The 18,198-nt window shown below is 71.7% G+C and carries 15 protein-coding genes; 5 read left to right on the plus strand and 10 right to left on the minus strand.

What is annotated here, in order from left to right:
- Positions 1 to 152: 152 nt before the first annotated feature.
- Together ACWD3E_RS34715 and ACWD3E_RS34720 are read left to right on the plus strand one after the other, a co-directional pair.
- Positions 153 to 1,247 carry a baeRF3 domain-containing protein gene (locus ACWD3E_RS34715; protein ID WP_451391502.1) on the plus strand — a complete coding sequence of 365 codons (1,095 nt, stop codon included), beginning with the start codon at positions 153 to 155 and terminating at the stop codon, positions 1,245 to 1,247.
- A gap of 93 nt (positions 1,248 to 1,340) precedes the next feature.
- Positions 1,341 to 2,354: a Gfo/Idh/MocA family protein gene (locus tag ACWD3E_RS34720; RefSeq protein ID WP_451391503.1), complete on the plus strand. Its 1,014-nt coding sequence runs from the start codon at positions 1,341 to 1,343 to the stop codon at positions 2,352 to 2,354.
- 1 nt (position 2,355) lies between these two features.
- Here the strand turns inward: ACWD3E_RS34720 and ACWD3E_RS34725 are convergent, their stop codons facing one another.
- Complete coding sequence (locus tag ACWD3E_RS34725; RefSeq protein ID WP_451391504.1) at positions 2,356 to 4,380, minus strand: phosphocholine-specific phospholipase C; 2,025 nt, start codon at positions 4,378 to 4,380, stop codon at positions 2,356 to 2,358.
- A 141-nt stretch (positions 4,381 to 4,521) separates the two neighbouring features.
- The gene (locus tag ACWD3E_RS34730; protein WP_451391505.1) at positions 4,522 to 4,935 is read right to left on the minus strand and encodes an SsgA family sporulation/cell division regulator; all 414 of its coding nucleotides are present in this window, start codon (positions 4,933 to 4,935) and stop codon (positions 4,522 to 4,524) included.
- 350 nt (positions 4,936 to 5,285) lie between these two features.
- Here ACWD3E_RS34730 and ACWD3E_RS34735 point away from each other — a divergent pair, with 350 nt between their 5' ends.
- A complete protein-coding gene (locus tag ACWD3E_RS34735; protein ID WP_451391506.1) occupies positions 5,286 to 6,737 on the plus strand; it encodes a PP2C family protein-serine/threonine phosphatase in 1,452 nt (483 codons plus the stop codon).
- Positions 6,738 to 6,793: 56 nt separating this feature from the next.
- Here ACWD3E_RS34735 and ACWD3E_RS34740 read toward each other — a convergent pair whose 3' ends face one another.
- The gene (locus ACWD3E_RS34740; RefSeq protein ID WP_451391507.1) at positions 6,794 to 8,284 is read right to left on the minus strand and encodes a DNA-binding protein NsdB; all 1,491 of its coding nucleotides are present in this window, start codon (positions 8,282 to 8,284) and stop codon (positions 6,794 to 6,796) included.
- Positions 8,285 to 8,580: 296 nt separating this feature from the next.
- On the opposite strand from ACWD3E_RS34740, the gene ACWD3E_RS34745 reads away from it, so the two are divergent.
- Both ACWD3E_RS34745 and ACWD3E_RS34750 read left to right on the plus strand, forming a co-directional pair.
- A complete protein-coding gene (locus ACWD3E_RS34745; protein WP_451391508.1) occupies positions 8,581 to 9,726 on the plus strand; it encodes an aminoglycoside phosphotransferase family protein in 1,146 nt (381 codons plus the stop codon).
- A gap of 286 nt (positions 9,727 to 10,012) precedes the next feature.
- On the plus strand, positions 10,013 to 11,989 hold the full coding sequence (locus ACWD3E_RS34750; RefSeq protein ID WP_451391509.1) for an N-acetylmuramoyl-L-alanine amidase: 1,977 nt from the start codon (positions 10,013 to 10,015) through the stop codon (positions 11,987 to 11,989).
- A 9-nt stretch (positions 11,990 to 11,998) separates the two neighbouring features.
- Here ACWD3E_RS34750 and ACWD3E_RS34755 read toward each other — a convergent pair whose 3' ends face one another.
- From ACWD3E_RS34755 to ACWD3E_RS34785, 7 genes are all read right to left on the minus strand, one after another.
- Positions 11,999 to 12,496, minus strand: coding sequence for a hypothetical protein (locus ACWD3E_RS34755; protein WP_451352711.1), 498 nt, complete (start codon positions 12,494 to 12,496; stop codon positions 11,999 to 12,001).
- A 123-nt stretch (positions 12,497 to 12,619) separates the two neighbouring features.
- A complete protein-coding gene (locus tag ACWD3E_RS34760) occupies positions 12,620 to 13,555 on the minus strand; it encodes a universal stress protein (protein WP_451391510.1) in 936 nt (311 codons plus the stop codon).
- 150 nt (positions 13,556 to 13,705) lie between these two features.
- Positions 13,706 to 13,948: a DUF397 domain-containing protein gene (locus ACWD3E_RS34765; protein ID WP_451391511.1), complete on the minus strand. Its 243-nt coding sequence runs from the start codon at positions 13,946 to 13,948 to the stop codon at positions 13,706 to 13,708.
- 94 nt (positions 13,949 to 14,042) lie between these two features.
- Positions 14,043 to 15,209 (minus strand): thiolase domain-containing protein, encoded by a 1,167-nt coding sequence (locus tag ACWD3E_RS34770; RefSeq protein ID WP_451391512.1) that lies wholly within the window; start codon positions 15,207 to 15,209, stop codon positions 14,043 to 14,045.
- A complete protein-coding gene (locus ACWD3E_RS34775; protein ID WP_451391513.1) occupies positions 15,206 to 16,276 on the minus strand; it encodes a thiolase domain-containing protein in 1,071 nt (356 codons plus the stop codon). The genes ACWD3E_RS34770 and ACWD3E_RS34775 overlap by 4 nt, the downstream gene beginning before the upstream one ends.
- Positions 16,273 to 17,214, minus strand: a complete 942-nt coding sequence (locus tag ACWD3E_RS34780; protein ID WP_451391514.1) for a Zn-ribbon domain-containing OB-fold protein — start codon at positions 17,212 to 17,214, stop codon at positions 16,273 to 16,275. Before ACWD3E_RS34780 ends, ACWD3E_RS34775 begins: the two co-directional genes overlap by 4 nt.
- Before the next feature lie 15 nt (positions 17,215 to 17,229).
- On the minus strand, positions 17,230 to 18,030 hold the full coding sequence (locus ACWD3E_RS34785; RefSeq protein WP_451391515.1) for a crotonase/enoyl-CoA hydratase family protein: 801 nt from the start codon (positions 18,028 to 18,030) through the stop codon (positions 17,230 to 17,232).
- Positions 18,031 to 18,198 lie beyond the last annotated feature (168 nt).

The following is an 18,198-nucleotide window of genomic DNA, read 5'->3' on the forward strand; positions in this document are numbered from 1 at the left end:
CGGTTACTGGCGGGTACGGTAGCCTGTCGCGCGCCCTGGCGTCATCGGCGTGCGCCGGAGAAACCGCGGCCGGGGCGACCACCGGACCTCGCGTCCACGGGTCCGGTATCACCCCGAATGCCGGATGGGTGAATCCGCCCTATCGTGCTGTCATGGAGCACGCACTGAGTCCCGCGACCCTTGCCGAACTGCGGCGTCCGCGTCCCTACCCTGCGGTGTCGGTGCTGACCCCGACACACCGCCGCGAACCCGAGAACGGCCAGGATCCGGTCCGACTGCGCAATGTGGTCACCGAGGCGAGGAAGCGGCTGGAGTCCGACCCCTCGGTCACGCGCGAACGGCGCGCCGACGTCGTGGCACAGCTCGACCGCGCACTGTCCGAGGTGGATCTGGCACACGCCGAGGAAGGCCTTGTGATCTTCGCGGCGCCGGGTGAGCACCAGGTCTGGTCGCTGGCCCGCAGCGTCCCCGAGCGGGTGGTGTTCTCGGACACCTTCCTGACCCGCAATCTGGTCTCCGCGCACGCCGCCGAGCGCCCCTTCTGGGTGCTGTCGGTCTCCGCGGACCGCTGCACGCTGTGGAGCGGCGGCCCCGAGCGGGTCGTGGAGGACCGCTCCGGCGGCTTCCCGCTGGTCCACGGCCGGGAGAACTTCGACGCCGAGCGGCAGATGCAGATCGGCGACCAGCCGAGCACCTACGCCGACGAGGACACCCGCCAGTTCCTGCGCGAGGCGGACACCGCCCTCGGCACGGTCCTGCGCGATCAGCCCCGTCCGCTGTACATCACCGGCGAGCAGGCGGCCCTCTCCCTGCTGGACGAGGTCGGCAGTACTGCCAAGTCGGCCGTACAGGTCCCGCGCGGGGGCCTCGCCCACGCCGGCCCGGAGGCCGTGTGGCAGGCACTGCGGCCGGTCCTGGAGGAGGAGGCCCGCAGGGACACCGAGTCCGTCATGAGGGAACTGACCTCGGCACGCGGTCACAAGACCTTCGCGGCCGGGGTCGACGAGCTGTGGCGTACCGCCCGCGAGGGCCGGGTCCGGCTGCTCGCGGTCGAGGAGAACTACCGCACGACCGTCCGCGACCAGGGCGACCACCTCATCCCGGCCGAGCCGGGTGACCTGGACTCCCGCGACGACATCGTGGACGAGATCGTCGAGCAGTGTCTGGAGACCGGCGCCGAGGTCCGCTTCGTACCCGACGGCACGCTGGGCGAAGAGAGCGGAATCGCGGGGGTGCTGCGGTACTGAGGCATCCCCCCGGGCTGCACGGAAGCACCCCCTGGCAGCGCTCCCTCCGCCGCGTACGCTACGGCGTGATCATCGGCGAGAGGGAGCGCACGCATGGGTGACCTGCTGGGTGTGGCCGTACTGGGTGCCGGGCACATGGGCGCCGACCACATACGACGTCTTGACGAGGCGGTGAGCGGCGCCAGGGTGGTCGCCGTGGCCGATCCGGAGGCCGACCGGGCCGAGGAGTCCGTGGCGGGCCTGGACGGGGTCGCGGTGCACACCGACCCGCTGGCCGCGCTCGACGCGCCCGGCGTGGACGCCGTACTGATCGCCTCCCCGGGCCCCGCACACGAGGAGGCACTGCTCGCCGCCTTCGACCGTGGACTGCCGGTGCTGTGCGAGAAGCCCATGGTGCCTGACCCCACGGGTGCGCTTCGGGTGCTGGAGGCCGAGGCGCGGCTCGGCCGCCGGCTGGCCCAGATCGGCTTCATGCGCCGCTACGACACCGAGTACCGGCGACTCAAGGCCCTGCTGGACGGAGGCAGCCTGGGCCGGCCGCTCATGCTGCACTGCACCCACCGCAACGTCTCCTCCCCCGCCGACTTCACCAGCGAGATGCTGATCAACAGCTCGGTCGCGCACGAGATCGACGCCGCCCGCTGGCTGCTCGGGCAGGAGCTGACGGCGGTGACCGTGCTGCGTCCGGCGTCCTCGGCGGGTGCGCCCGAGGGCCTGCTCGACCCGCAGTTCGTGCTGTTCGAGACCGCGCACGGCGCCCTGGTCGACGTGGAGGTCTTCGTCAACTGCGGCTTCGGCTACCAGGTGCGCTGCGAGGCGGTGTGCGAGGCGGGCAGTGCCCGGATCGGCGACGAACACACCATGGTGGTCACCCGCCGGGGCAGCGCCGCGAAGGAGGTGGCGCAGGACTACCTCGTCCGCTTCGCCGACGCCTACGACCGCGAGGTGCAGGCCTGGGTCGACGCCACCCGGCGCGGCCGGGTCACCGGCCCGAGTGTGTGGGACGGCTACGCCTGCGCCGTCGTCGCCGAGGCGGGGGTCCGGGCGCTGGAGACCGGCGGCCGTACGGCCGTCGAACTCGCCCCGCGCCCGGATCTGTACGCCTAGGTCAGCCGCTCACGCTGGCCGCGCCCGTCTCCAGGTGCCCGGTGAACCGGCGCGCCCAGGTAGCGTCGGAGTCGACGGTCACCGTGAAGTCGTACCAGCCGTCCTGGTAGGCGACGGCGTTGAAGAAGTCCTCCGTCGAGGCGCCCGCCGCGACGGTGTACGTCCAGGGGCCGTCGCTGCGGTAGTGGTTCGAGGTGATCGTGAACTTCACCGCCGAGGAACCCGAGTTGGTCATCTTGAAGTAGATCGCGAGCTTGCCCGTGCCGGGCTCCACGGCGTAACGGGTGCTCACCTCCGCCGACTTTCCGGCCTTGGTGGCGTCGCCCTGGAAGCGGCGCAGGAAGCGGTTGGGGCCGACCATGGACAGGTCGTACTTGCCGCTGCCGAAACCGGTACCGATGTTGAAGTAGTCGGAGCCGGTGCCGCCCGCGTCGACCGTGTACTGGAACGGCGTGGTGTCGCGGTAGGCGTTGGGGTGGATGGAGAAGTGGGCCGCGCGGGTCGCCGGGGCGCCCTGGTTGGTCATGGTGCACCAGGCGAGGATCTTCCCGAGGGCCCCGAACTCCAGGTGGTCCAGGTAGCCGTTCGGCTGGTACGGCAGCGCGCGGGCCGGGCGGGTGCCGGACTCCTGGGCGGGCAGCGCGTTGTTCGTCGGTACCGGGTTGGGCAGCGGGCCGCAGGTGGCGAGGCCGATGACGCCGGTCGCGGGCAGGGACACCGTGCCGTAGACCGGGTTGGCGAAGTCGAAGACGCGGGTCAGGTCGCCGCTCACCTTGCGTCGCCAGTCGCTGATGTTGGGGCAGGCCGTGGGCTTGCCGATCGCCGTGGTCCACGTCTCCAGGAAGCGCAGCACGGAGGTGTGCTCGAAGACCTCGGAGGAGACCCAGCCGCCGCGCGTCCAGGGCGAGATGACGAGCATCGGCACGCGGAAGCCGAAGCCGTAGGGCACCCCGTTGAGGAACTCGCCGGCGGTCCCGGCGGGCGGCGCCGGAGGCGGGACGTGGTCGAAGAAGCCGTCATTCTCGTCGTAGTTGAGGAACAGGACGGTCGAGTCGAACACGTCCGGGTCGGCGGCGAGGGCCTGGTAGACCAGGCTGACGAAGTGGGCGCCGTCGCCGGGCGGGGCGTAGGGGTGCTCGGAGAAGGCCTGGTTGGGGACCACCCAGGAGACCTGCGGCAGGGTGCCCGCGACGACGTCGGCCTTGAGGGCGGCGGCGATGTCGTCCGGGGTGGAGCCGGTGGCCTTCGGCACGGAGGACATGCCCCGGTCGTACAGCGGGTTGCCGGGCTGGGCGTTCGTGAAGTTCTTGAAGTAGGCGCAGCCGTTGTCGCCGTAGTTGTCCGCGGCGTTCTGGTAGACCTTCCAGCTCACCCCGGCCGCCTGCAGCGCCTCGGCGTAGTTCTGCCAGGTCAGTCCGGACTCCGAGCCGCCGTCGTAGCTGGCGGAATCGACCTTGCCGCTCCACAGGTACGTGCGGTTCGGGCCGGTGGCGCTGAGCGTGGAGCAGAAGTACGCGTCGCAGATGGTGTAGTTGTCGGCGAGCGCGTAGTGGAAGGGGATGTCCGAGCGGTCCAGGTAGCCGAGCGAGCGCACGTTGCCGACGCCGGAGACCCAGCTGTCCATGCGGCCCTTGTTCCACGCGGAGTGCTGCGAGGACCAGGAGTGCGGCAGGTCGCCGTTGCACTGGGCGAGGGTCTCGCCGTCCTTGCCGCCCGCGGCCGGGGTCGCGCTGAGCTTCCACGGGTACTGGCGGCCGAGCCCGTTGGGCTGGTTGAAGACCGAGTGGCCGCCGCTCAGGGTGATGCCGCTGCGGTCGTCGAAGCCGCGGACGCCCTTGAGGCGGCCGAAGTAGTGGTCGAAGCTGCGGTTCTCCTGCATGAGGATCACCACGTGCTTGACGTCCTGGATCGTGCCGGTCGCCGCGTTCACGGCCGCGTTCGCCGTCCGCGCGCCGACGCCCAGTGCAGCGCCCGCCGCCACGGAGGCGCCGAGCCCCACGAAGCCCCTTCGGCTGATCGGTGTCATTCGCCCCGTCCTCGTCAGCGGAGTGCCCGTGCGGCACACCGCGCGCAAGGGTGCACGGGCCGGCCGTCGAGGGCCATACCCGTGCGGTGAGGCAAAGATGAACAATATTCAAAGTCGTGCGCGGGCCGTCCCCGTACCCACTCACACCCCGCCGAACAGGGCGCTCAGCCCGCGCTCCACGACGTCCGCCACGTCCTCCTGCCCGGCCGCCACCACGGTGTAGGTGCGCAGCAGGAAGCGGCGCAGCGACGAAGTGGAGAACTGCAGCACGGCGAGTCCGTACGGCGAGTGGAACTCCAGGACCGTGCGGGTGCGGGCGTACGGCCAGATCTGCACGTCCCCGTGTCCGGCCGGGGCGCGCAGCCCCTGGTCCAGCAGGGCGCGCGCGAAGGTCCAGGTGACCTCCTCGCCGTCGAGGGCCGCCTCGGCGGGGAAGTCCACGAAGACGGCCAGCGGGTCCCCGGTGGTGTAGCGCAGCGTCGCCGCCACCGGGATCTCCTCGTCCTCGGCGGCGATGAGCCGGGCGTACGTGAGTTGCTCGATAATGGCGTCCATGCTTTTAGGAGTCCGCGGACGCGGTTCACATGACGCCAAATCCGGACAGAGTTCGGTGCATGACGCGCGGCCGAACGGAAGCACTGAACACATTCGCGTCGAACATGTGATTGAGCGCTACGCCGAGAGCCGCACGGATGGGTGAACTCCCGTAGTTCATCTACGACTTGATGCCACAGACGCGTACGTCATCCGTACTCTGAAGTCGCTCCGGGAAGACTCTGGCATATGCCGGAAGCACCACCGTATCGTGTGTTGCCAAATCCCTTACAGGGCGTCGCGGGCTGTGCAACAGTCGTAACGGTTCCCCTCGTCCTCCCTGGCCGTACCGTCCCCCATCGGAGTGCGTCATGCCGTCCCCAGTCTCCGCGGACCGTCCGTCCGCCCAGCCGCCCGAACGCGGCTCGGTCGAGGCGTTGATATCGCAGACGCGGCGACTCAAGGTCGACGTGCACGCGGTACGACGGGACGCGCAGAGCGACGGTGCGGAGCCGGAGGAACGCTGGCAGCGCGCGCTGTGCGATCTCGCCCTGCATCAACTGGAGGATCTGGACGCCCACCTGGCGCAGTTGCGGGACGGCCTGACGCCCGTGCCGCAGACCCCGGCCGAGTTCGCCGGCCCGCTCGCCGACCTGCCCGTCGCACGGCCCGCCCCGGCCGGTCCGGCGCCAGATTCCCTGCTCAGCCGCGTGGGCAGTGCGGAGTGGAACCTGCTGACGGACGAGGTGAGTTGGTCCGGGGAGCTGTACCAGATCCTCGGTCTCGACCCGGCCGGTCCCGCCCTCACCCTGGACGAACTGCCCTCCGTGGTCCTGGAGCAGGACCGGCCGAAACTGACCGCGATGGTGACGGACTGCCTGGTCGACGCCAAGCCCATCGACGGCGAGTTCCGCGTCGTCCGGCCCGACGCCTCCGTGCGGACCGTGCACATGATGGGCGAGCCCGTGCTCGGCACCGACGGCAGCACCACCTCGATGTGGGCGGTCCTGCGGGACGTCAGTGAACTGCGCCGCGACCAGCGGACGGTGCGCGAGACCCGTGACTCGTTGCAGCGTCAGCGCCGGCAGGAGCAGACCGAGCACAGGCTCGCGGCCGAACTGCAGGAAGCCGTACTGCCGCCGTGGCGCGGCTCCCTGCGGCTCCCCCGTCAGGGTCCGCACCGCCTCGACCTGGCCGCCCACTACCTGCCGGCCGCGACCGACGCGCGGATCGGCGGCAACTGGTACGACGTACTGGAGCTCACCGACGGCGACACCCTGCTCGGCGTCGGCGACCTCACCGGGCACGGCGCGGCCGTCGCCTCGGGCATGGCCATGCTGCTCGGGGCCGTGCGCGGCATGGCGATGGCCGGCGCGCAGCCGGGCCAACTCCTCGTCATGCTCAACCAGTTACTCGACTCCACCGTGCAGCCCGCCCTCGGCAGCGCCGTCTGCTGCCGCTACCAGCCGGCGAGCCGCACGCTGGTCTGGGCGCAGGCAGGACACCCCGCCCCGCTGCTGTACCGCGACGGGACGGGGCGGCTGCTGGACGCGCCGACGGGCGTCCTGCTCGGCGCCACCTCGGGCGCCGACTACGGGCAAGCCGTTGAGCTCCTTCAGCCGGGTGACCTCCTCCTGCTGTACACGGACGGGCTGGTGCGCGGGGACAGATCGACGGCCGCCACGGACCGCCTGCGTGCCCTCGCCCCGCATCTGGGTACGGCGCGCACCGCGCAGGACTGTGTGCGGACGGTCGTCGAGGAGTTCAGCGGTACCGAGCGCGCGGACGACGCCTGCGTGCTCGTCGCCCGGGTGATCGACTGACGGCGCCACCTCGGACAACCCGACGGCACCGCCTCGAACTGCAGCGCACAGGCCCCCTATGCCTGTGCGCTGTTGTTGCCCTTGGCCCTCGGCTTGGGCAGGGCGAGCCTGATCTCCTCCCGCAGTTGGTGGATCTTCGGATATCCGGCGTACTCGGCGGTGAGCCGGTACATCTGCCGCAGCCGGTCCCAGGTACGGCGCGAGGAGTTCGAGCCCATCGACATCAGGGCCAACCGTGCGTAGCGGTCGGCCTGTTCGGGGTCGTCGGCGATGAAACAGGCCGACGCCATGGACAAGTGGTCGAAGATCTTCGACCGCTCCCGTCCGTCGACGCGCAGCGCCAGCGCCTTCCCCGCGAAGTGCTGGGCGTGCACGGCGGCGCCCGGGTCGAACTCCGCCAGGGTGCGGTAGGCCAGGGCCTGCATGCCGTACAGATCCTCGTCCTTGAAGGTCTGCATCCAGTCCGGCTGTTCGTCCTGGCGCTCGGAGACGAAGAGATCCTCCGCCTGTCCGAGGGTGCGGCGCATCGCCTGGCCTTTGCCCATCGATGCCTGCGCCCAGGCCTCGATGGTGTGGAACATCGCCTTCGTACGCGGCTGCAGATGCCCTCCCGAACCCTCCTGGGCGAGCTTCATCAGGTCCAGCGCGTCGTCCGGCCGGCCGAGGTGCACCATCTGACGGGCCGCCCGGGACAGGGCTTCTCCGGCGCGGGGCCGGTCGCCGCCCTCGCGGGCGGCATGGGCGGCGATGACGAAGTACTTCTGGGCCGTGGGCTCCAGGCCGACGTCGTGTGACATCCAGCCCGCGAGTACGGCCAGGTTGGCCGCGACGCCCCACAGGCGCCGCTGGAGATGGGGTGGGTGGTGGTAGGCGAGCATGCCGCCCACTTCGTTGAGCTGGCCCACGACCGCCTTGCGCTGAAGCCCGCCACCGCGGGCCGCGTCCCAGGCGCGGAACACCTCGACCGAGCGCTCCAGTTCCTCGACCTCCTGCGATCCGATGGGGGCGGCCTCATAGCGGTCGAACCCAGCGGGGTCGGCGTGCAGGGGGTCGTCGAGGACAGGGGCGTCGGCCTTCAGGGCCGGGTCGGTGTGCAACCAGTCGTGCATGGCGCTGCTGAGTGTGGATCCCGCGGCGAGCGCGGCACCCGCGCCCACCAAGCCGCGTCGGTTGAGCATGAGGTCCATTCCCGTGAATTCGGTGAGGACCGCGGCAGTCCGTTCGGGCGCCCACGGCACGCCGTCGGGATGTACCTCCATCCCGCCGCCCTGCCGTTTCCCTGCGCGCCCGTGCCGCACCAGACCAAGGTCCTCGATGGTCACGACACGGCCGAGACGCTCGGTGAACAGAGCAGCCAGCACCCGCGGCACGGGATCGCGCGGGATCTCTCCCATGTCGATCCACCGTCGGACCCGAGAGGTGTCGGTCGACAGCTGGGGGTGGCCCATGGCCGCCGCCTGCCGGTTGACCAGCCTCGCGAGTTCGCCCTTCGACCAGCCGGCCAGGCCGAACAGGTCCGCAAGGCGGGTGTTGGGTTGTCCGCTCACGTCAAGCCCCCAGGTTCTCGGCTGAGTTGACACTAGCCCGGTGGAGGTTGCCGAGCGACTATTCGCCACGGTTCGCCAGGGTGCGCCAGATGGTGTGCCACTGGGCATCGGGTGTCAGGTAGGAACGCGCCACCCCGACCCGGTCGCCAGTTGTGATGACGGGGGCATTCCCCAGGGTGCACCCGGGCGGCCGGGCCGGGTGGGCGCCCACGCTCGGACCATGCGCGCGAAGCATGGACCGAACGCCTGGATGTACAGGCAGGCACCGCAGGCACACGAAGGGATCTGTATCTCCCATGTACGCAGCATCGTCCTCCGTGTCCGCCCCGCCCCGGCCGCTGCGTTCCCGCCCGGCGGGCAGCGGTCCGTACCTCGATCCGGCGGCGCGGCCCGCGGCTCCCGTGCTGGGCGTGGGCCGCCCGCGGCGCGTTCCGGGGCAGCCAGGCCCCCAACCGCTCAGCGGGAGACTCGATTTGTCCGGCCCCCAGGGCACGCAGCTGCGCGCCGCGATCACCTCGGTGCAGCGCATCTGCCCGGAGTTCGCTCCGGTGCAGGTGCTGCGCCGCAGCGGGCGGTCCGTCCTCCTCATCGGAACGACGGGACGCAGCACGGCCGTCGCCAAGTGTCTCCTCGACCACTCGCCCGCCTGGGCCGAGCGGATCCGCCACGAAATAGCTGCATACCGCTCGTTCGTCAGGCACCGGCCGCCGGTCCGGGTGCCTCGGCTGATCGCGGCGGATCCGGACAACTGCACACTGGTCATCGAGCGCATGCCGGGCCGGGTGGCCGCCCTGCAGCGGCATCCGCTGGAGGCCCCGCCCCGCGCCGACATCCGGGCCGCGCTCGGCGCCATCTGCCGGCTGAACGCCTGGCGGCCCCCGGCGGGCACCTTCGACATGCCGCTGGACTACGCGGAGTGCATCTCCCGGTACCACGAGCTGGGCCTGCTGACCGACCGGGACCTCGGCGACCTGCAGAAGCTGCTGCACGGCATCGCGCACGCGGCGGGCCGCCAGGGCATGCTGCAGTTCTGCCACGGCGACGCGCTGCTGTCGAACATGCTCCTCTCCCCCGCCGGTCCCGTCCTGGTCGACTGGGAGCACGCCGGCTGGTATCTGCCGGGGCACGACCTGGCGACGCTGTGGCTGGTCCTCGGTGACGCGCCGCTCGCCCGCAAGCAGATCAGCCAGATCGCCCAGTCAGGGGGCCCGGCCGCCCGGGATGCGTTCCTGGTGAACCTGATGCTCCTGCTCACCCGGGAGATCCGTACCTACGAGACGGCCGTGCAGCGTTCGATGCACGACTCGGCCCCGGCGGCACCGGGTACGCCCCACCCTGGTGCTGCGCCGTCCGGCGAGGAACAGCGGCTGCTGCTCAGGCGGCTGCACGACGACTGCCAGCTGGCCCGCAAGGCGGTGCGCGCGGCGGTCGGCACTCGCTGACGGGGACGCAGGTCCGCGGTGCGCCGTTGCAGCGGCGCACCGCGGATCTTCGTATGTGCGCGCGCACCACAAACCTTCGCAACGACCCGAGGGTTACGCCCACAGGTGTACGCCACTGACGCCCCGCAGGCCCGGCCATCGCCACCGCGAAACTCGCCGAAAACCCTCCATGACGTGGGAAATCATCGCCCTGACGGCATCATTGACGGATCGTCGGCAAGCCGGTACCACTGACCCAGTCCGGCGCCGCTCGCCCCGCCACGCCCGCCCGTCACAGGAGGCTGCATTGCGAGGATCCGCCACCGACCCCACGTCCAGGCCCGGTCACAGACATCTGAGGGCGACCGCCGGCACCTTCGCCTCCGCGGCCCTGCTGCTGCCGCTCCTCGGCGCGGCCCCGGCCCAGAGCGCCACCGAGACCTCCACCGGCCGGCTCCAGCAGGCGTTCGCCACCGCGGCGGCCGAGTACCACGTGCCGCAGAACGTCCTGCTGGCCCTCTCCTACCTCCAGTCCCGCTGGGACGCCCACGCCGGCGCGCCCAGCGTGACCGGCGGCTACGGCCCGATGCACCTCACGGACGCCCAGGCCGCGCTCGCCACGGCCGAGCACTTCGCCGAGGGCAGCGAGGACGCCCGCGGCGACGAGGCCCGCGCCGCCCTGCACCCCGGCCCCGACCTCAAGGTGCCGGCCCAGTCCGCGCTCCCGGCCCGCCTGAAGACGCTGCCGAAGGCGGCGGAGCTGACCGGCCTGTCCGCCGAACAGCTGCGCACCGACCCGGTGGCGAACGTGACCGGGGGCGCCGCCCTGCTCGCCGACGCGCAGAAGGAACTGGGCGAACCGCTGAGCAACGACCCGGCCGAGTGGTACGGCGCGGTCGCCCGCTTCTCCGGTGCGGACGACTCGGCGACCGCGGCGGCGTACGCGAACGACGTCTACGACGTCCTCCGCACGGGTGAGGAACGCACCACGGACGCGGGCCAGCTGGTCGCCCTGGCCGCCCAGCCCGGGCTGAGCCCCGACACCGCCCAGCTCGCACTGACGGGCCTGCACGCACCTCGCACCGACGGCACCGAGTGTCCCGCGTCGGTGTCCTGCGAGTCGGTCCCGGCGCCGTACGCCGAGTTCGGGAACGACGACTACGGCAACCACGACCTCGGTGACCGGCCGGTGTCACAGGGCATCAAGTACATCGTCATCCATGACACGGAGGGCACCTGGGACGGGGTGCTGAACCTGGTCCAGGACCCCACCTATGTGTCGTGGAACTACACCATCCGCTCCACCGACGGTCTGATCGCCCAGCACGTCAAGGCGAAGGACGTGGCCTGGCACGCGGGCAACTGGTACATCAACGCCAAGTCCCTCGGCATCGAGCACGAGGGCTTCCTGGCCAACCCGGACGCCTGGTACACGGAGGCGATGTACCGGTCCTCGGCCCGGCTGGTGAGGTACCTGGCCGATACCTACGGCATCCAGCTGGACCGGCAGCACATCCTGGGCCACGACACCGTGCCCGGACCGACGGCCGGCTCCATCCCGGGCATGCACACGGACCCCGGCCCGTACTGGGACTGGCAGCACTACTTCCAGCTGCTCGGCCACCCGTTCAAGCGGACCGGCCGCAAGGACGCCGACCTGGTCACGATCCTGCCGGACTACGACGCCAACCGGCCCACGTACACGGGCTGCGCCGCCGCGGGCGAGCCCTGCACGGTCCACGGCTCCACCGACGTGCGGCTCTACTCCGACCACGACGCGAACGCGCCGCTGATCAAGGACATCGGGCTCCGCAGGGACCCGACCACCGGGGTGAACGACCTGTCCTCGCGGGTCTCCACCGGCCAGCAGTTCGCGGTCGCGGACCGCTGGGGCGACTGGACGGCCATCTGGTACCTCGGGCAGAAGGCCTGGTTCCAGAACCCGCCCAAGGAGCCGACGGCGGTGGCTGCCTCCGGCCTCGTGGTGACCCCGAAGGACGGCCTCACCAGCATTCCGGTGTACGGCCGCGCCTACCCGGAGAAGGACGCCTACCCGGCGGGGGTTCCCGCCCAGTCGGTGGTGCCGCTGCCGTACACCCTCCCGGCCGGGCAGAAGTACGTGGTCGGCGACGAGGTGCCGGGCGAGTACTACTACGCGGTCACCTTCACCACCGACTCGCACCAGGTCGTCGTCGGCAAGGACCTGTACTACGAGATCCAGTACGGCCACCGGGTCGCGTTCGTACGCGCCGCGGACGTCCGCCTCGAAGGCGCGGCCGGCTAGCGGATCGTCTCAGCCCTGTTGGAAAAGCTCCGCCGGGAGCGGCTTCAGCAGGGCGTACAGGTCGTCGGTGATGGGGCGGTCCCACGCGGCGATGGTCACGAGGACGCCGTCGCTGCGGTCGAACTGCACGCAGGAGATCCGGCTCTCGGACAGCTTCAGGCGCCGCACGATGAGCAGGTTGTCGCCCTGGAGGACCGGGGTGTCCTCGGTGCCGACGACGGTGACCTCCTCGTCGTTCTCCAGTGCCAGCAGCAGCTGGCCCACCTCGAAGGGGATCTCGCCCTCGACGACGTCCCGGGCCGGGGAGCCCTCGGGCAGATTGCCGATGATCATGGCGGGGCCGCGGCCACCGAAGAGGTCGTAGCGCAGGAAGACACCCTGGCAGGTGCCGTCGGGGGCGGGCAGCAGGCCCGCGCCGAGGTTGCCCGGCCAGTCGCCCGGATCCATGGCCAGCACGTCGAAGTCGGGTCCGGCGGGAGTGGCGCTGCGGCGGCGGAGGAACGACATGCGGCCATGGTACGTGCCCGCGCGCGCTGGACGACGTGCGGGCGACGCCCCGCCGGGCCCGAGCCGCCGCTCGGCCCACTACGGCGTGTCGCCGCACCTGAGCACACCGCAGGCGGGGCCCGGTCATTCCTCCGACGGCTCCGGGGGCACCACCGCGACCGGGCTCGCCGCGTGCAGCAGGACCGCCTGGGTGACCGAGCCCATCATGCGGGCGGGGGCGAGCAGCCGGCGCCGGTGGCGGCCGACGACGACCAGGCCGGCGTCCTCGGAGGCGGCGACGAGGTGACCGGCCGCGTCGCCGGGCAGAGCCTCGACGACGGCGCGGACGCCGGGGTGGCGCCCGCGGTGCGGGGCGAGGAAGCCCTCGGCGAGAACACGGGTCTCGCTCTCGACGGCCTGCTGGTCGACCAGGAGCGGCAGCGCCTGGCCGGCCGCGGCCCAGGGCTGCATCGGCCACGGGTAGGCGGCGATCACCTGCACCCGGGCCTCGCGCGCGGCGGCCTCGGCGAAGGCGAAGGCGAGCGCGGCGTCGTCGGGGCTGTCGACGTGCAGGCCGACGACCACGCGGGGGCCGGGCGCGGCGGGTGCGTCGCCGTGGTCCCCCGCTGCCCGAACGGCGTGGGAGGTACCCCCATCACGGCCGGGCCGGGGTACGACGACCACCGGGCACGTGGCGTCCCGCGCCGCGGCCAGGCTGTTGGAGCCGAGCAGCAGACTGGCGAAGCCGCCTCGTCCCCGGGAGCCGAGCACCAACAGCTGGGCGTCCGCGCCGAGTTCGGGCAGCAGCGCGCCGGGCACGCCTTCCAGGGCCACGTACTCCACGGCGGGCGGCTCGGCGCGCTCCGCGAGCAGGGCGCGCACCTGGTCGAGCACCGGGTCACCTGCCGTCTCGGGCGGCGCGGCGACCAGTACGTCGGCCTGGCCCCAGGCGGCGTACTGCCGTACGTGCACCACCCGCAGCGTCGCCGCGCGGCGACGGGCCGCGTCCCACGCCCACTCCAGGGCGCGCAGGCTGTCCTCCGACCCGTCCACCGCGGCGATGACCGGCGCAGCGCTCATCCTTCCTCACCTCCGGAACACGACCCTCGCTCTGCCGGGCAAGCCTCGCTCAGGCGCGGGCTCGGGCAGGGCCTCAACGGTCGCGTGTCCGGAAATCCGGCCGGAACACCGCCGGTTCGGCCCGCGTCGCCGGGTCGGGAGCGTGCGCGCTCAGGTCAGGTCGAACTCCCCTTCCCGCGCTCCGGATACGAACGCACCCCATTCGGCGGGGGTGAAGATCAGGGAGGGACTCTCCGGCCGGTCCCTGTTGCGCATCGCGATGAAGCCCTCGACAAAAGCGATCTGGACATCGCCCAGACCTCGGCTGCTGGACTGCCAGTCGGCCTTGCTGAGGTCCAGCTCCGGCTTGTCCCAGCCCACGAGCGGCTGCTGCTGGGTGGTGCTCTCGGCCACGTCCGTGCTCCTCCCGGTTCCATCGTCCGCGGGTCAGCCTAGCGATCGCCCGGGACGGCCGACAGGCCGCGTGAGGTGGACTTTCGTGCGGCCCTCAGGCGTCGGGCGGCCGGGAGCCCACGAGCCACATGGAGAAGAACTGGGAGCCGCCGCCGTAGGCGTGCCCGAGGACCTTCCGCGCGCCGTCCACCTGGTGCTCCCCCGCCTGCCCGCGCACCTGGAGGGCGGCCTCGGCGAAGCGGATCATGCCGGAGGCGCCGATGGGGTTGGCGGAGAGCACACCGCCCGACATGTTCACGGGCAGGTCGCCGTCCAGCTCGGTCACCCCGGACTCGGTGAGCTTCCAGCCCTCGCCCTCGGCGGCGAAGCCGAGGTTCTCCAGCCACATGGGTTCGTACCAGGAGAACGGCACGTACATCTCGACGGCGTCGATGTCCCGGCGCGGGTCGGCGATGCCGGCCTGCCGGTAGACGTCTGCGGCGCAGTCCTTGCCGGCCTGCGGGGAGACGAAGTCCTTCCCGGCGAACAGGGTCGGCTCGCTGCGCATGGCGCCGCCGAGCAGCCAGGCGGGCGGGCGGGGCGCACGGGCGGCTCCGGCGCGGTCGGTGAGGACCATGGCGCAGGCGCCGTCGGAGGACGGGCAGGTCTCGGAGTAGCGAATGGGGTCCCACAACATGGGTGAGGCCACCACCTTCTCCAGGGTGATGTCGTGCTCGTGGAGGTGGGCGTAGGGGTTCTTCAGGGCGTTGCGGCGGTCCTTGTAGGCGACGAGGGAGCCGATGGTGTCGGGGGCACCGCTGCGCCGCATGTAGGCGCGGACGTGCGGGGCGAAGAAGCCGCCGGCGCCGGCGAGCAGGGGTTGCTGGAAGGGGATCGGCAGGGACAGGCCCCACATGGCGTTGGACTCGGACTGCTTCTCGAAGGCCAAGGTCAGTACCGTGCCGTGCACGCGGGCCGCGATCAGGTTGGCGGCGACCAGCGCGGTGGAGCCGCCGACGGAGCCGGCGGTGTGCACGCGCAGCATGGGCTTGCCCACGGCTCCCAGCGCATCGGCGAGGTACAGCTCGGGCATCATCACGCCCTCGAAGAAGTCGGGCGCCTTCCCGATGACGACGGCGTCGATGTCGGCCCACGTCAACTCGGCTTCCTCGAGCGCCCTTCGAGCCGCCTCGCGGACGAGTCCGGCGATCGACACGTCCCGGCGGGCGGCCACGTGCTTGGTCTGGCCGATTCCTACGACGGCGACGGGCTCCTTGCTCATCGTGGCTCCCCTTCGAGTACGGCGACGAGGTTCTGTTGCAGGCAGGGGCCGGAGGTGGCGTGGGCGAGGGCGCGGTCGGACTCACCGCGGTGGATGCGGGCGGCGGCTTCGCCGATGCGGATGAGGCCGGCGGCCATCACGGGGTTGGCGGCGAGGGCGCCGCCGGAGGGGTTGACGCGGACGCGGTCGCCGAGGCGGAGTGCCTTGCGCAGGACGACCTCCTGCGCGGTGAACGGCGCGTGCAACTCGGCGGTGTCGACCGGCCGTTCGAAGGCGCCGGCCTTCTCGGCGGCGAGCCGGGCGGAGGGCGAGTCGGTGAGGTCGCGCACGCCCAGGCCGTGGGCCTCGATGCGGTGGTCGATGCCGCGGATCCAGGCGGGCCGCTCGCACAGCTCGCGGGCCCGGTCCCCGGCGGCGAGGATCACGGCGGCGGCGCCGTCGCCGACGGGCGGGCAGTCGCCGGTGCGCAGGGGCCGTACGGCGTAGTCGCCCGGGGCGAACTGGCCCTTGAGCTGGGCGTGGGGGTTGGCTGCGGCGTCGGCGCGGCTGCGTGCGCCGATCGCGGCGAGCGCGGCCTCGTCGGTGTCTCCCGCGTCGATGAGTGCCTGTGCCTGAAGGGCGGCGACGGCGACGGAGTCCGGCCACAGGGGAGCGAGGTAGTAGGGGTCGAGCTGCCGCGTGAGCACGTCCCGCAGCGAGCCCGGCGAGGACTTGCCGTAGGCGTACACGAGCGCGGTGTCGGCGTCCCCGGTGAGCAGCTTCGTCCACGCCTCGTACAGCGCCCAGGCGCCGTCCATCTCGACGTGCGACTCGGAGATCGGTGGCCAGGCGCCGACGCCGTCGAGGGCGAGGGTGAAGGAGAAGGCGCGGCCGGCGAGGTAGTCGCTGGAGCCGGAGCAGGTGAAGCCGATGTCGGCGGTCCTGAGGCCGGTCCGGTCCAGGACGTCGTGCAGCACCGGCATGAGCAGCTCGACCTCGGAAGACTCCTCGGTGGAGCGCCGGTGGTCGGTCTGGGCGAAGGCGACGACGGCGATGTCCCGGGCTGCGGGGGCTTCTGCGCTGGTCACAGCAGCTCCTTGTAGGTGTCGTAGTCGGCGTCGGGTTCGCCGGTGGACCGGTAGTGATCGGGGTGGCGCGCTCCTTGCGTCCACACCGGCTCGACCCTCAGCCCCATGCGCACCTCGTCGTAGGGGATGCCGCCGATCCGGGCGTGCAGGGCGAGGTCGGCGCCGTCGAGGGCGATGTGTGCGTAGACGTACGGCACCTCGATGTCCAGGTTCTTCGCCTTGATGTTGACGATGCAGAAGGTGGTGACCGTGCCGCGGGGACCCACCTCGACCTGTTCCGCTGTGGCCACGCCACATGTGGGGCACGCACCCCTCGGCGGGACGTACACCTTGCGGCAGGCGGGGCAGCGCTCGCCGACGGTCCGCTGTTCGGCGAGGGCGTCGATGTAGGCGGTCTGGGCGCGGCCGGGCGAGTAGGTGTAGTCGAGGCGGGCGGGGGCGACGATGCCGGTGAGCGGGTTCTCGAACTCGCCGGTGTGGCCGCCCGGTTCCTCCGGTTCGCCGTCGTACGGCTCGAAGCAGGCGATGTCGGTGATGGCGCCGGAGCGTTCCCCGGCCCAGCGGATCCGCACCCGCATGCCGGTGTGTACGGCGTCGGGGCCCGGGGCGTCCAGGGCGTGCAGGAGCGCGGTGTCGGCGCCGTCGAGCCGGACCAGGACCCAGGCGAAGGGGCTGGTGAGGGGCTGACCGCGGCGGGGGGCGTGGTTCCATGCCCAGGTGGTGACCGTGCCCGTGGGCGCGACCTCCACCAGGTCGCGGATCTCCTCGGCGGTGGCGGGGTCGTACTCGACGGGTGGTACGAGGGTGCGGCCGTCGGTGGTCCGCACGCCGAGAACGACGCGTGCGCGCAGGCCGCTCAGGAAGGCGCTCTGCACGGGGCCGAGGGAGCGGGTGAAGGGGAATTCGACGATGAGGGGGGCTTTGAGGGCTTCGGGCATCGAGGGCTCCTCGGGTCACGCGCGCTTGTAGACGGGGGGCCGTTTCTCCGCGAAGGCGCGGGCGCCTTCCTTGGCGTCGGCGGTGTCGAAGACCGGCCAGCCGCGGGCGAGTTCGGCGGCGAGGCCGTCGGTCTCGGTCAGCTCCGCGGTCTCGTACACCGATGCCTTCACGGCCTCGACGGCGAGTGGACCGCAGGCGTTGATCTGCTCGGAGATCTCCAGCGCCTTGGCGAGCGCGGTGCCGTCGGGGACGACGTGCCCGATCAGCGCGATCCGGGCGGCCTCGGCGGCGCTGTAGGGCCGTCCGGTGAGCAGCATCTCCAGGGCGTGGGTGCGCGGGATCTGGCGCTGCAGGCGGACCGTCGAGCCGCCGATCGGGAAGAGGCCGCGCCTCACCTCGAACAGGCCGAAGGTCGCGGACTCGCCCGCGACGCGGATGTCGGTGCCCTGGAGGATCTCGGTGCCGCCCGCGACGCAGTACCCCTCGACTGCGGCGATCACCGGTTTGCGGGGCCGTTGGTGGCGCAGCATGGCCTTCCAGTGCAGATCGGGGTCGGCCTTGAGCCGGTCGCGGTAGTGCTCCCCGGCCATGCCCTGGCCGGCCAGGGCCTTGAGGTCCATGCCGGCGCAGAAGGCTCCGCCGGCCCCGGTGAGCACGATCGAGCGGATCGCGTCGTCCTCGTCGGCCTCGGCCCAGCCGTCGTACAGGCCGACGAGCATGGGCAGCGAGAGCGCGTTCTTCGCGTCCGGCCTGTTGAGCGTGAGCACCAGTGTGGCGCCCTCGCGCCGCACGGTGAGGTGTTCCGTCCCTCCCATTGCTCTTCTCCCCTCGGTGAGAACGAGAACAGGTTGCAGTAGGCGAGGGGGCACTTCAAGGGCTTTCTGACAGTCAGTCAGATTTCTTCGCGCGCACCCTTCCCAGTTGCGCCGCCCTTTGCTCTGATGACCGGCGAGCCGACAGATGCCCTTTCTTCGCCGGGAGCG

It is taken from the genome of Streptomyces sp. NPDC002676 (assembly GCF_053592455.1).